Below are 13,584 nucleotides of genomic sequence, written 5' to 3' on the forward strand. Positions count from 1 at the left end.
TCCCATCTACTTCATCGCAGCCTTCAACGCAAACGCTGCCAGCAGTGCGCCGAAGCGGTATTTGCGCGGAATGGCGAGCCCTGCCGTTTTATACAGCAGGTTTGTCTGCGTCAGCTCGTTGCCCAAATCCAGCAGCTTCATCAGCGTGTCCGACTTGCGCTCTTCCTGTTCCTTCAATTTACGCTGTTTCAAATACGATGCCTCAATCCTCAGGCGGACGAGTTTGGCTTCCAGTTGCAGCAGTTCGCGTGCTTCATCGCGTTCCGTTTTATTCATCGTCCCCTCCTTCCTGCATATCTTGACCGCGCAGGCAGGCGATGTCTGCCCGGATGTCCTGCAAGGTTGCCGCGATTTGGTTGTTTTGGCTGCGCCAATCTTTTGACACTTTACCGAACAAAATTGCAATGACAATTAGGCTGAGGGCGGTTATCCCGAAAAATACCCATATCGCCGCGGTATCCGACAACGCGCGGTTTAGCCCGAACAATAGGCTGATGAATGCAATCAGCAGCAATATGCCCGATACGACCAGCCATATGATGATGCGGAACACGTTTTCCGCCTGCTCCGCCAAATCCAGATTCAAAATCTGCAACCGCAGCAAAAGCAAATCAATACCTTGATTCAGCAGCGTTTTCGTATGTTCGATATTTTGTCTGATACCCATATTCCGATTTCCCTGATTGCTCCGAAACGGACAATCCGAAGGCTTTTGGGTCGTCTGAAACCTTTGCCGACCCGCATAAGCAAACGCCGCCGGAACAAGATTTCGGAAAATCGTGTCCGGACGGCATTCATGTTTGACCGATTATCGGCGGTTCAGCAATACGCCGACGACCAAGCCTGCCAATGCGGCAAAGCCCATTGCGTAATATGGTTTGTCGTGTACGGCTGCATCAGCTTGGCGCGCGCCGCGTTTGATGCGGTCGCCCGCTTCTTCTCCAAACTCGGCAAAGCGTTTTTTGCCTTCTTGGAAACGCTCTTCTGCCAATTCTTCAAATTCGTCGTATTTTTCGCGTGCGCGGTCGGCATGATGTCTAATGCGCTCGCCCGCTTCGTCTTCAAAACGATATAAACGCTCTTTGGCGGCTTCGAGTTTTTCCTGCAATTTGGCTTTGGCTTTTTTACCTTCTTCCGAGCCGGCTTCCACGCCTTTGGTGTACAGTTCTTCGACATCGTTCATTACATCTTGAATGTCTTTCAACAAAGCTTCTTTGCGGGATTCAAAATCATGTTTTTTCATTACCTTCTCCTTGATGTCCTTACCGTTGAAATAACAGATTGTTCATCTGTTAATCGATTATAACCCTTTTACACTTCTGCTCAAGTCAATTCGGCTAAAGGTGGTTTGAAAACATGTAAAGATTAACGCGGGAGATAAAAGGTCGTCTGAAAACTTTCAGACGACCTTTGGGCCCCTTTAAAACTTTTCCGTCATGTAAACTGCTTCTTGGAGGAAGGGCTCCGTCCAAACAGCCTACCACTTTATTCTCAAGGCAACGGAGGCATTGCGCGGTTTGCCGTAAAAATTGCTGCGGGAGTTGGTGTAATAGCGTTTATTGGTCAGGTTACCGACGTTGACCGCCAGTGCGGCGTGTTTGTTGATTTTATAGCGCGCCATGACGTTCCATATCGAATAGGAAGGCTGCCACAGTGCTTTGGGTTTGTCGGAAACGTAATATTGCCCGTTGGAAAGACCATGCCCCCAAGGTTTGGGCTTGGTACCACTGACCCAGCGCATCCCCACCCCCATCGTCAGCTTGGGGGTAAAGTCGTAGCTGGTGAAGAATTTGAAGGTTTTATCCGGCGCGGTATAGGTGCCGCCGTACTCCAGATTCATGTCGTCCCCCAAGTCGTTGGAGGAGTTGGGCGCATCGTAAGGTTTGTCTATCTTCAGTTTGACAAAGCCCGCCTGCATCCGCCATTTCGGGGTAATCTGTCCGGCAAGGTTGATGTCGAACCCCCTGCTGGTATAGCCCTTACCCGTACCGTATTCCCAATCGCCTTGGAAGCACCACGGTTCGTTGCCGTTTTCCCCGCCGTATTTCCATTCGTAACAACGCGAGCCTGTAGGTTCGAGCGTGGGGTAATTTTTCTGAGTCATGGTGAAGTAAGACAGGGCGAAATTCAGCTTGTCGTTCCACAAGCCGCCTTTGATGCCGACTTCTTTGGAATTGCCGGTAATCGGCGGCAGCCATCCGCCGCCCTCGCCATAGGCCGGCCGATTCCTTAAAACATTGTTGGTTTTCAGGATGCCGGTATAGCTGGCGTAGGCATTGATGGTCGGCGTCAGCTCTACAATCACGCCGCCGTACGGGACGAATTTGCGCACCGTATCGTGATACATCCTGCTTTTATTGTGATCGGGGGCGTACCCTTCGTCGGGCATTTCGACCGTATCGTCCGTTATCACGTTGTTTTTGTTTTTATAAAACGACCATTTCCCGCCCCCTTTGTCCCGCCATGTCAGCCAACGCCCGCCTATCACCGCCGTCAGCCACTTGGCCGGCTTGAGTTTCAGGGCAAAATAGGGACCGTATTGTTCCGAAGCCAAATGATCACGGGAAATCAACCCGTCCGGTCCCAATTTTTTCTCCCAAGCCCGGTTGTACCCCAACATGGGATAGCTGCCGTTATTCCAGTAATCAAGCGGAATCGCCTGCCATAAATAGAAGTTACGGTCTATCGGTTCCCCCGTCATGGCCGCAATACCTGTAGGCTTGGCATCATCGACATTCAATTCGCCGCTGCTGCTGAAATTATAATCGTCCCTCGTCTGGGTATGGCGGATGCCGCTAAAACCGACAATAAACTGCTGGTCCTGGTCAAAAAGTTTGAAACGGCTGTCCAGATGGATATCGAACGCCTTGTCGTCGTATTTGTCGCGTTCGCGGCCGAAATCGTAAGTTGCCGCGTTAAATTGCGGCGCGTAGCCGTTTACCCCCATATCGCCGTAACGCAGGTCGCTTTTGGTGCGGCTGCGGGTATAGGCGGTTTGCAGCTTGATATGGTCGTTGAAATGATGTTTGTATTCGGCAAACATATTGTCGCTGGTGGCTTTGTTAAACGCCCATTCCGCCCCGTTGTTGAAGCTCGGCGGAACGTCTCGGGCATCTATCCAATGCGTCGGGGAATCCCCCAATTCGAAATCATAGTCCTGGGTAACTTTCGAATAACGCATCAACCCCTTGGTCGGCGCGCCGGTGATGTTGCGGTACTGACGGCTGAAGCCCAGCGTAAAGCTGTCTTTGTCGGTTGGCGTCCAATCGAATACAGTGTATAAGGCATGGGATTTGCGTTTGATTCTGTCCATAAAGCTGTCGCCGTCCTCCCATGTTCCGACGATGCGGCCACGCAGGGTTTGGGATTTGTTCAACGCACCGCCGTAATCGAATTCGACACGTTTGTTGTTCCAAGAACCGTATTTCAGGTTCAATTCCCCCGCACTTTTCGCTATTGGGCGTTTGCGCACAAAATTGACGCTGGCCGCCGGATCACCCACTCCGGTGCTCAGCCCGTTCGAACCACGGATGATTTCCACCCTGTCGTAAAGATAGCTGTCCTGTGCGGCAATAAAGCGCGGTCCGCCAAGCAGGTATTTATTGGCCAGCACACCGTCAAGCTGGTAATTGTCGACGGGAAAGCCGCGCGAATAATACTGGGCTTCGCCCATGCCGGTAACGGAGTCCTGCAAGACGGTAATACCCGGCGTTTCTTCCAGCACCTGATCAAGATTCTGCAAATTCTGATCCTGCATCTGCTGCTGGGTGAAAACGGTTACACTTTGCGGGGTTTCTTTGAGTTTCAAGTCAAGTTTGGTGGCCGAGGTGCTGCCTTTGACGGTGTAGTTGCCATTACTCTGGGCGGGTGTATTTCTTGCCCCCTTTACGGTAATTTCGTTCAGATTGACTTTATCGGGTACAGTTTGAGCATATGCGGATGAAAATGCAAAAGCGATGACGATACTCAAACAGTTAGGCTGCCACAGGCTGTTCATAACTGCTCCTTAATGGGAAATGAATTCAGATATGAGTAAGGTCGTCTGAAAAAGTAAGATAGGAAGATGTTGATATGATTGATTTGTTTTTGAGAATGATTATATATTGAATAAAAATTAAAGATAACACTGCAAAGTATAGAATATCCGACAATTTATGTAGCTTATGCGACAATCTGTACGATATAGTGGATTATAGTGGATTAACTTTAAACCAGTACGGCGTTGCCTCGCCTTAGCTCAAAGAGAACGATTCTCTAAGGTGCTGAAGCACCAAGTGAATCGGTTCCGTACTATCTGTACTGTCTGCGGCTTCGTCGCCTTGTCCTGATTTGAATTTAATCCACTATAACGCTGGAAACAAACGCCTAACGAAATTTGCAGATTATGGCAAACCAAGTAAAAAGGTCGTCTGAAAACCTGTTTCCAAGTTTTCAGACGACCTTTCAGCTTTTCAGTCAAAACGACCAAGCGTTACGCCAAGCCTTTTGCTTTCAACACTTCCAGCATGGTGCTGCCCAATTCGGCAGGGCTGCGGGTGTAGGCGATGCCGGCTTTTTCGAAAGCGGCGAATTTTTCTTCCGCAGTACCTTTGCCGCCGGAGATAATCGCACCGGCGTGGCCCATACGTTTGCCTTTAGGAGCGGTAACACCTGCGATGTAGCCGACGACGGGTTTGGTTACGTTGGATTGGATGTATTCGGCTGCTTCTTCTTCCGCAGTACCGCCGATTTCACCGATCATGATGATGGCGTCGGTATCGGGGTCTTCTTGGAAGAGTTTCAGCGCGTCGATTTGGTTCATGCCCGGAATCGGGTCGCCGCCGATACCGATACAGGTTGATTGACCCAAGCCCAGTTTGGTAGTTTGTGCCACGGCTTCGTAAGTCAATGTACCGGAACGGGAAATGATGCCGATGCGGCCGGGAGTGTGGATGTGGCCCGGCATAATGCCGATTTTGCACTCGCCCGGAGTAATCACTCCCGGGCAGTTAGGGCCGACCAAACGTGTGCCGTTGCCGTTGGTTTCCAAGTAACGTTTAGCTTTGAGCATGTCCAGGGTCGGCACGCCTTCGGTAATCACAACCACCAAGCCTACGCCTGAATCAACTGCTTCAACGATAGAATCCAACACAAACGGAGCAGGAACGTAAATCACGGATGCGTCTGCGCCGGTTTCTTTAACCGCTTCTTTCATGGTGTTGAACACGGGCAGGTTCAGGTGGGTTTGACCGCCTTTGCCCGGGGTAACGCCGCCGACGACTTTAGTGCCGTAAGCCAGAGCTTGTTCGGAGTGGAAAGTACCGTTTTTACCGGTGAAACCTTGAACCAATACTTTGGTGTCTTTATTAATCAATACGCTCATTCTTTTCTCCTTAGGCGTTTACGGCTGCGACAATTTTTTCGGCTGCGTCATTCAGGCCGTCGGCGGAAGTCAATTTCAGACCTGATTCGTCCAGGATTTTCGCGCCGAGTTCGGCGTTATTGCCTTCCAAACGGACAACGACAGGCACGTCAACGTTGATTTCTTTAACGGCTGCCACGATGGCTTCCGCGATCATGTCGCAACGGACGATACCGCCGAAGATGTTGATCAATACGCCTTTGACGGATTTGTCTTCGAGAATCAGTTTGAACGCTTCAACTACGCGCTCTTTGGTCGCGCCGCCGCCTACGTCCAAGAAGTTGGCAGGTTGGCCGCCTTTGAGTTTGATGATGTCCATAGTTGCCATCGCCAAACCTGCGCCGTTCACCATACAGCCGATGTTGCCTTCCAGCGCAACGTAGTTCAGGTCGAATTCGGAGGCTTTCAGCTCGCGTTCGTTTTCTTGGGATTTATCGCGCAATTCGGCGATTTTCGGCAGGCGGTAGAGGGCGTTGCTGTCGATACCGATTTTGCCATCCACGCAGGCGAGCGCGCCGTTTTCTCGAACTGCCAGCGGGTTCACTTCAAACAGGGCAAAGTCGTTTTCGACAAACGCTTTGTACGCGCCGGTCATCAGTTTGACGAACTCGTTGATTTGTTTGTCTTTCAAGCCCAGTTGGAACGCAACTTCACGCGCTTGGCAGGGTTGCAGGCCGACCAGCGGGTCAACGGTTACTTTGAAGATTTTTTCAGGGGTTTCAGCGGCAACTTTTTCGATTTCCACACCGCCTTCGGTCGAAGCCATGAATGTGATGCGACGGGTAGAACGGTCGACCACCGCGCCCAAATACAGCTCGGTTTGCACCGGATACATGTCTTCGCAAACCAAAACGCTGTTGACCGGCTGACCGTTGGCATCGGTTTGATAAGTAACCAAATTGGTGCCAATCAGGCTTTCTGCCACTTCTTTGGCTTCTTCACGGCTTTTGACGACTTTTACGCCGCCCGCTTTACCGCGTCCGCCTGCGTGGACTTGGGCTTTAACGACGGCAAATTTGCCGCCCAGTTTGTCGTAAGCGGCTGCGGCTTCTTCGCCGTTGTGCGCCAAAATACCGCCTTGCACGGGCAAGCCGTAGCTTGCCAGCAGTTCTTTAGCCTGATACTCGTGTAGATTCATGGATTTCTCCTTTAGATTAGTGGAATGCCCTGAGACTGCCCATAAATGACAACCCCGTGCGTTTCAGACGACCTTTCGGCGGTCGGAAAATCGTCGTTTCACTTGCTGAACGGCAACCACATCCGCGCAAGCAGATACATGATTGCGCCGCCGCCCCCGAGGATAAAAAAGACGATGCCTTTTTTACGCGAATTCGGGCAGAGCAGGTAAACGGCAAGGCTGAAACTGATAAACAACAATGCCACGCGCCAAACCAATTCTTTGTCTTTGAAGCGGTTGAGCGTATAAGTTTCGGTCATCATCACATACATCTGCCACAACGCGGCCATACACATGCTGATGATGCCCATCGGTATAAACAGGATACCGATTACTTCTTTATTCATAATCAAATGCTGTCTGTGAATGTGTCGCCGATTATATATAGTGGTTCAAGTTTAAACCAGTACTGCGTTGCCTCGCCTTGCCGTACTATCTGTACTGTCTGCGGCTTCGTCGCCTTGTCCTGAATTTAAACTTAACCCACTATCGTAGATTCATAGAAAATGCTTAAATCGTCATTCCGACAAGAGAACAATGGCAACTGATATGCCCTATTTTCCCTCTATACCTATCGGAACATTGCTTCCGAACATTCATCTTTCCGAAAAGGTCGTCTGAAACTTTTTCAGACGACCTTTTATGCTTTACTTGACCTCATCAGCCATGCAAAGCGCGCTTGTCGGCGGCCAGTGCGGCTTCGTGAACCACCTCGGACAAGGTCGGGTGGGCATGGATGATGCGTGCGATATCTTCGCTGCTGGCGAAGAATTCGAGCGCAGTGACGCCTTCAGTGACCAATTCGCTGACAACCGGGCCGATCATGTGTACGCCCAAAATGCGGTCGGTTTTGGCATCTGCCAACACTTTGACCGTACCTTTTGCCTTACCCATTGCCAACGCGCGGCCGTTTGCGCCGAAGCCGGAAGTGCCTTTTTTGTATTCCACGCCTTCGGCTTTGAGCTGCTCTTCGGTTTTGCCAACCCAAGCGATTTCGGGGTCGGTATAAATCACGAACGGTACGCTGTTGAAATCGATATGCGGTTTCTGACCGGCGATGCGCTCGGCAACGGCCACGCCTTCGTCGCTGGCTTTGTGCGCCAGCATCGGGCCGCGAACCACGTCGCCGATTGCCCAGACATTAGGCAGGTTGGTGCGGCATTCGGCGTCCACTTTGATAAAGCCGCGCTCGTCTTTTTCCAAGCCGACGGCTTCTGCGTTCAAGCCTTTGGTGTTCGGAATACGGCCGATGGCGACGATGAGTTTGTCAAAGACTTCGGTTTTGGCTTCGCCTGCGGCGGTTTGGTAGGCAACGGATACGCCTTTGCCTTCAGATTTGATGTCGCCGATTTTCACGCCCAGTTCGATGTTCAAGCCCTGCTCTTTGGTGAAGTATTTGAAGGCTTCTTTGGCGATTTGCTGGTCGGCGGCGGCAAGGAAGGTCGGCATGGCTTCGAGGATGGTAACTTGCGAACCGACGCGGTTCCATACCGAACCCATTTCCAAACCAATCACGCCCGAACCGATGACGCCCAGTTTGGCGGGCACTTCGGTCAGGTTCAATGCACCTTCATTGTCCAATACGTTTACATTGTCGATGGCAACCTGCGGCAGCGGACGCGGCACGGAACCGGTCGCTACGATGACGTGTTTGGCTTCGATAACGGTTTTCTCGCCTTTGTTATCGACTTCGATTTGGTAGGCATCACCGTTTTTTCCGGCAAATGAAGCCGTACCGAACAGGCTGGTTACTTTATTTTTTTGGAACAGGAATTTCACGCCGCCGGTGAGCTTGGTTACGATGGCGTCTTTGCGCGCAATCATTTTCGCCGCGTCGAATTTGATGTCGCCGACGCTGATGCCGTGTTCGGCAAAATCATGCTGCGCAGCATGGAAATGTTCGCTCGACTGCAACAGGGCTTTGGAAGGAATGCAGCCGACGTTCAGGCAGGTGCCGCCCAGCGCGGGCGCATCGCCTGCTTTGTTGACGCCCGCATCGACACAGGCGGTTTTAAAACCCAGTTGGGCGGCGCGGATGGCGGCAACATATCCGCCGGGACCTGCGCCAATGACTACTACATCGTATTGAGACATGTGAAAAATCCTTTGTTTGACATTTTTGCCGCAGGAAAACCTTCGGCAGCGGTATAGTGGATTAACTTTAAACCAGTACAGCGTTGCCTCGCCTTCCCCTGATTTGAAGTTCATCCACTATATTTTGCATAAGAGGTCGTCTGAAAGCGCGGCTTCAACGAAGTTAAAACTCATTCTGCCTTTTTCAGAGTGCGAAGCCTGCCCGCAGGCACGACCTTTGAAACTTCAGCTCGATTGGTTCGGCCGCATCAGCGGCGGCAGGAATGCGGGCTGTATTCCCTGACTTCCTGTCCGGTGAAATTGTTGTAAACGCGGACGGTAGCGTGCGGATAGCGTTTGCACAAAACGCTGCGGGCGACGGGGATGCCTGCTTTGTTGCTGTCCATTTCAAAACGCTTGTTCAACATTCTGCCGCGCGCGTCGTAGGCGTTGACGGAATATTCCTTGCCTTCGAATGCGGCACACGCGCCAAGCAGGGAAACGACAGCCAAAAGCGGAAACAGGGAAATGGGTTTCATGGATACGCTCCTAATGGATTTTCAACCGTTTGCCTCTGCACGGAAAGTGGCAGCAACAAACCATATTCTCCCTTAGATTTCAAACATCCCGCCGTTTTCAGACGACCTTTTTTCGTTTCAAGGTCGTCTGAAAGCCAGTAAGCAGCCTGATTTCAAACTGCTTTGTTTTGATCCGCTTTATATCCCTTTGGCGGCGTTTACAGATCCAACAACAGGCGTGCCGGATCTTCCAGCGCGTCTTTGATGGCAACCAAAGTCAGCACAGCTTCGCGGCCGTCGATAATGCGGTGGTCGTAAGAGAGCGCCAGATACATCATCGGGCGGACAACGACTTGACCGTTTTCCACGACTGCGCGCTCTTTGGTTGCGTGCATACCCAAAATAGCGGATTGCGGCGGATTGATAATCGGGGTGGACATCATGGAGCCGAACGTACCGCCGTTGGTGATGCTGAACGTACCGCCGGTCAAATCTTCCAGCGCGATTTTACCGTCTTTGGCTTTTTTGGCGTAATCGACGATGGCTTGTTCGATGTCGGCAATGCTCATTTGGTCGGCATCACGCAGAATCGGCACAACCAAACCGCGCGGACTGCCGATGGCGATACCGATGTCGAAATAACCGTGATAAACGATGTCGTTGCCGTCAACGGAGGCATTCACCACCGGATATTTTTTCAGCGCGGCAACGGCTGCTTTGACGAAGAAAGACATGAAGCCGAGTTTGACACCGTGTTCTTTCTCGAATTTTTCTTTGTATTTCGCGCGCAAGTCCATGATGGGTTTCATGTTGACTTCGTTGAACGTAGTCAGAATCGCGTTTTCCTGTTGCGAAGCCAAGAGACGTTCGGCAACGCGGGCGCGCAGCCGGCTCATCGGAACGCGTTGTTCCGGACGCGCACCCGCGGGAACAGGTGCAGACGCGGCAGCGGGTGCAGCAGCAGGTTTGGCGGTAGCGTTTTGCACGTCTTCTTTCAAGACGCGACCGTCACGGCCGGAACCTTGCAGCGCGTTCACATCCACACCGGTTTCGGCTGCCAGTTTGGCGGCGGCAGGCATGGCGGCATTGGTTTGCGCAGCGGCGGGAGCGGCTTCAGGCGCAGGCGCGGTGGCTGGTGCTTCAGCAGAAGCGGTTGCTGCGGTGTCGATGCGTGCCAACACTTGCTCGGCGGCAACGGTTTCGCCGTTTTGGGCAATGATTTCGACCAATACGCCGGCTTGTGGGGAAGGTACTTCCAAAACCACTTTGTCGGTTTCGATGTCGATCAGGATTTCGTCGCGTGCTACGGCTTCGCCGACTTTTTTCTTCCATTCCAAGAGCGTGCCTTCGGATACGCTTTCGGACAGCATGGGTACTTTTACATCAATAATCATTATGTGTCTCCGGATGGTCGTTGGTTTTCAGACGACCTGTTGTGTGTTATCTCTTTTGTTTGGCGGGCGTTCCGTCTGAAGTGTTTCATTCGGAACGCCGCACCGTATTGCGTTACAGCGTCATTGCGTCTTCAACCAGTTGTTTCAGCTGGGCGACGTGTTTGCTCATATAGCCGACGGCTGGCGATGCGCTGCTCGGACGGCCGGCATAAGACAGTTTTTGGCTTTCGCCGATAACGTCTTCCAAGCGGTGGCGGATTTGGTAGAACGCGCCCTGGTTTTTCGGCTCTTCTTGCGCCCAAACCACGGATTTCGCGTTCGGATATTTCGCCAACTCTGCACGCACCTCGTCGTATGGGAACGGATAAAGCTGCTCGACGCGGACGATGGCGACATCGTTTTCCAGTTTGCGCTCGGCACGGCCTGCTTCCAAATCGTAGTAAACCTGTCCAGCGCACAGAATCACGCGTTTCACGCTTTCATTATTACCACGCTCGGCGGTATCGCCGATAACGGGACGGAAGCGCGAACCTTCGGTAAAGTTTTCCAGCGGACTCATCGCGCCTTTGAAGCGCAACAGGCGTTTGGACATGAAAATCACCAGCGGTTTGCGGTACGAACCCAAGACCTGACGTTGTAACAAATGGAACATTTGCGACGCTTCAGACGGCATAATGATTTGCATATTGTGTTCGGAACACAGTTGCAACCAGCGTTCCACGCGGCCGGATGAGTGTTCTGGACCTTGACCGTCGTAGCCGTGCGGCAGGATGGTGGTTAAACCGCACAAACGTCCCCACTTGGTTTCGCCGGACGACAGGAATTGGTCGATGGTGACTTGAGCGCCGTTGGCAAAGTCGCCGAACTGCGCTTCCCAAATGGTCAGTTTGTCGGGTGCGGAGCAGGCGAAACCGTATTCGAACGCCATGACCGCTTCTTCATTCAAGATGGAGTCGATAACGAGGAATTCGCCTGCGCCTTCGCCCATATTGCGCAGCGGTACATAAGTACCGTCATCCCATTTTTCGCGTTTTTGGTCGTGCAATACGGCATGGCGGTGTGAGAACGTACCGCGTCCGGAGTCTTCGCCAGAAATGCGCACGCCGTGGCCTTTGGTGACCAGGCTGGCGTATGCGAGGGTTTCCGCCATACCCCAGTCAATCGGCTGACTGCCCGCAGCCATGCCTTTGCGCGCTTCGAGCACGCGTTTGGCAGTCGGATGCAGTGCAAAGCCTTCGGGAACGGCGGTAAATTTCTCGGCCAGACGCTCGATGTCAGCAGCGGGCAGGCCGGTTTCCACATCTTCGCGCCAGTCTTTGCCTTGGTATTTGCTCCAATCGATTTGCGTGCGTTGGAAATTGCTCAACGTTGTTTGCTCGACGTGTTCGCCTTTATCCAAAGCGTCGCGGTAGGCTTGGATATAGCCGTCGGCTTCCGCCTGCGTTACCACGCCTTCTGCGATCAGTTGCTCGGTGTACAAAGTACGCGCACCGGGGTGTTGTGATACTTTTTTGTACATCATCGGCTGGGTCAGGGTCGGATCGTCGCCCTCGTTATGGCCCCATTTGCGGTAGCAGACGACATCGATCACGATGTCTTTGTTGAATTTCTTACGGTAGTCCAAAGCGGCTTGAATGGCGAAGCAGACGCGTTCAGGATCGTCGCCGTTGACGTGGATGACCGGGGCGGAAACCATTTTCGCCACGTCGGTACAATGCACGGTCGAACGGGTGTCGCGGGTATCAGAGGTGGTAAAGCCGATTTGGTTGTTGATGACGATGTGAACCGTACCGCCGGTGGTATAGCCGCGCGTTTTGGACAGGTTGAATGTCGCTTGGTTGACGCCCAGGCCGACAAATGCAGAGTCGCCGTGAATCAATACGGGCAATACTTTGTCGCGGCCGTTTTCGCCCAAACGTTTTTGTTTGGCGCGTGCAGAACCTTCAACGACAGGATTGACGATTTCCAAGTGAGACGGGTTGAACGCCAAAGAAACGTGCATCGGACCGTTCGGCGTAGCGATGTCAGAGCTGAAACCCATGTGGTATTTCACGTCACCGCTGGGCAGCTTGATTTCGGCGCGGCCTTCAAACTCGGCAAACAAATCGCCCGGTTTCTTGCCCAAAATGTTGACCAAGACATTCAGACGACCTCGGTGTGCCATACCGATGATGACTTCTTCGACACCGTCTTTACCTGCGTTTTGAATCAGGTAATTCAGACCGGCAATCACACTCTCGCCACCTTCAACGCCGAAGCGTTTCTGACCGACATATTTGGTATGCAGGTAACGCTCCAAAGTCTCGGCAGCGGTCATTTCTTTCAGGATGCGGCGTTTCTGTTCGGCACTGTAACTCGGGGTGGACAGCACATCCTCGAAATAATTGCGCAACCAGCGGCGTTCTTCTGTATTGGGAATGTAGATGTATTCCAATGCGAGGTGGCCGCAGTAGGTTTGCTTGAGGTTGCTGATGATTTGGGACAGAGGCAGTTTGCTTTGGCCGGAAAAATCGCCCTCGCCCATATTGAACTGAACCGCCATATCGGCATCATTCAGTCCGTGGAATTTGGGATCGAGGGCTTCAATGTTGCGTGGCGGGATACGTTTGAGCGGGTCAAGCTGAGCAGCGCCCACACCTTGAATACGGTAAGCAGAAATCAACCGCAGTACGCCGACCTGTTTCTTCATCATGGCTTCGTCCATACCGCCGGCAATAGCCGCTGTCGATTTGGTTTTTGCCAAATTGGCGAAGGATTCACGGATCGGAGCATGGGCGATATCAACATCCGCCGCACCGGGCTGCTTGCTTAAGTCGGTGAAATACTGCTTCCATTTTTCATCGACCGAATTGGGGTTTTCCAGGAAATTCTCATACAACTCCTCGATGTAGGGAGCATTTGAACCGAACAGATAAGAAAAATTGAGTTTTTCATCCATCATGACGCGAGCTCTTTTCTTTAAAATATAAACAAAGGGTAGAATTCCATGTGTTTCAACGGAATCCATGCCGTTTGAAATGA

At 52.1% G+C, this 13,584-nt stretch carries 10 protein-coding genes and 2 pseudogenes; all 12 read right to left on the reverse strand.

Translation table 11 applies throughout. The features are described from left to right. Positions 1-6: 6 nt before the first annotated feature. The 12 genes and pseudogenes from HMPREF1028_RS06555 to HMPREF1028_RS06605 all read right to left on the reverse strand — a co-directional run bounded on the left by HMPREF1028_RS06555 (position 7) and on the right by HMPREF1028_RS06605 (position 13,504). Positions 7-276, reverse strand: coding sequence for a hypothetical protein (locus tag HMPREF1028_RS06555; protein ID WP_009312037.1), 270 nt, complete (start codon positions 274-276; stop codon positions 7-9). Further along, a complete protein-coding gene (locus tag HMPREF1028_RS06560; RefSeq protein WP_009312038.1) occupies positions 269-667 on the reverse strand; it encodes a phage holin family protein in 399 nt (132 codons plus the stop codon). Before HMPREF1028_RS06560 ends, HMPREF1028_RS06555 begins: the two co-directional genes overlap by 8 nt. Before the next feature lie 141 nt (positions 668-808). Beyond that, complete coding sequence (locus HMPREF1028_RS06565; RefSeq protein WP_009312039.1) at positions 809-1,243, reverse strand: DUF883 family protein; 435 nt, start codon at positions 1,241-1,243, stop codon at positions 809-811. 234 nt (positions 1,244-1,477) lie between these two features. Further along, the gene (locus HMPREF1028_RS06570) at positions 1,478-3,997 is read right to left on the reverse strand and encodes a TonB-dependent receptor (RefSeq protein ID WP_009312040.1); all 2,520 of its coding nucleotides are present in this window, start codon (positions 3,995-3,997) and stop codon (positions 1,478-1,480) included. 288 nt (positions 3,998-4,285) lie between these two features. Further along, positions 4,286-4,351, reverse strand: a pseudogene (locus HMPREF1028_RS15500) (transposase); the annotation flags it as partial. Between the two features lie 120 nt (positions 4,352-4,471). Continuing rightward, a complete protein-coding gene (gene sucD / locus HMPREF1028_RS06575; protein ID WP_003745608.1) occupies positions 4,472-5,362 on the reverse strand; it encodes a succinate--CoA ligase subunit alpha in 891 nt (296 codons plus the stop codon). A gap of 10 nt (positions 5,363-5,372) precedes the next feature. Next, positions 5,373-6,542: pseudogene (gene sucC / locus HMPREF1028_RS06580) on the reverse strand (ADP-forming succinate--CoA ligase subunit beta); the annotation flags it as partial. 95 nt (positions 6,543-6,637) lie between these two features. Continuing rightward, positions 6,638-6,925, reverse strand: a complete 288-nt coding sequence (locus tag HMPREF1028_RS06585; protein WP_003755543.1) for a hypothetical protein — start codon at positions 6,923-6,925, stop codon at positions 6,638-6,640. A 313-nt stretch (positions 6,926-7,238) separates the two neighbouring features. Continuing rightward, positions 7,239-8,672, reverse strand: coding sequence for a dihydrolipoyl dehydrogenase (gene lpdA, locus HMPREF1028_RS06590; RefSeq protein ID WP_009312042.1), 1,434 nt, complete (start codon positions 8,670-8,672; stop codon positions 7,239-7,241). A 248-nt stretch (positions 8,673-8,920) separates the two neighbouring features. Then, positions 8,921-9,190: a hypothetical protein gene (locus tag HMPREF1028_RS06595; RefSeq protein WP_009312043.1), complete on the reverse strand. Its 270-nt coding sequence runs from the start codon at positions 9,188-9,190 to the stop codon at positions 8,921-8,923. A gap of 197 nt (positions 9,191-9,387) precedes the next feature. Then, a complete protein-coding gene (gene odhB / locus HMPREF1028_RS06600; protein WP_009312044.1) occupies positions 9,388-10,563 on the reverse strand; it encodes a 2-oxoglutarate dehydrogenase complex dihydrolipoyllysine-residue succinyltransferase in 1,176 nt (391 codons plus the stop codon). A gap of 112 nt (positions 10,564-10,675) precedes the next feature. Continuing rightward, a complete protein-coding gene (locus HMPREF1028_RS06605) occupies positions 10,676-13,504 on the reverse strand; it encodes a 2-oxoglutarate dehydrogenase E1 component (RefSeq protein WP_009312045.1) in 2,829 nt (942 codons plus the stop codon). Positions 13,505-13,584: the final 80 nt, after the last annotated feature.

The organism is Neisseria sp. GT4A_CT1, assembly GCF_000227275.1.
Taxonomy (GTDB): Bacteria; Pseudomonadota; Gammaproteobacteria; order Burkholderiales; family Neisseriaceae; genus Neisseria.

Excerpts from the sequence above, each read along its gene's own strand:
- HMPREF1028_RS06595 (WP_009312043.1), bottom strand. The coding sequence starts at position 9,190 with ATGAAACCCATTTCCCTGTTTCCGCTTTTGGCTGTCGTTTCCCTGCTT.
- HMPREF1028_RS06555 (WP_009312037.1), bottom strand. The coding sequence starts at position 276 with ATGAATAAAACGGAACGCGATGAAGCACGCGAACTGCTGCAACTGGAA.
- HMPREF1028_RS06570 (WP_009312040.1), bottom strand. The coding sequence starts at position 3,997 with ATGAACAGCCTGTGGCAGCCTAACTGTTTGAGTATCGTCATCGCTTTT.
- lpdA (WP_009312042.1), bottom strand. The coding sequence starts at position 8,672 with ATGTCTCAATACGATGTAGTAGTCATTGGCGCAGGTCCCGGCGGATAT.
- HMPREF1028_RS06565 (WP_009312039.1), bottom strand. The coding sequence starts at position 1,243 with ATGAAAAAACATGATTTTGAATCCCGCAAAGAAGCTTTGTTGAAAGAC.
- HMPREF1028_RS06560 (WP_009312038.1), bottom strand. The coding sequence starts at position 667 with ATGGGTATCAGACAAAATATCGAACATACGAAAACGCTGCTGAATCAA.
- sucD (WP_003745608.1), bottom strand. The coding sequence starts at position 5,362 with ATGAGCGTATTGATTAATAAAGACACCAAAGTATTGGTTCAAGGTTTC.
- HMPREF1028_RS06605 (WP_009312045.1), bottom strand. The coding sequence starts at position 13,504 with ATGATGGATGAAAAACTCAATTTTTCTTATCTGTTCGGTTCAAATGCT.
- odhB (WP_009312044.1), bottom strand. The coding sequence starts at position 10,563 with ATGATTATTGATGTAAAAGTACCCATGCTGTCCGAAAGCGTATCCGAA.
- HMPREF1028_RS06585 (WP_003755543.1), bottom strand. The coding sequence starts at position 6,925 with ATGAATAAAGAAGTAATCGGTATCCTGTTTATACCGATGGGCATCATC.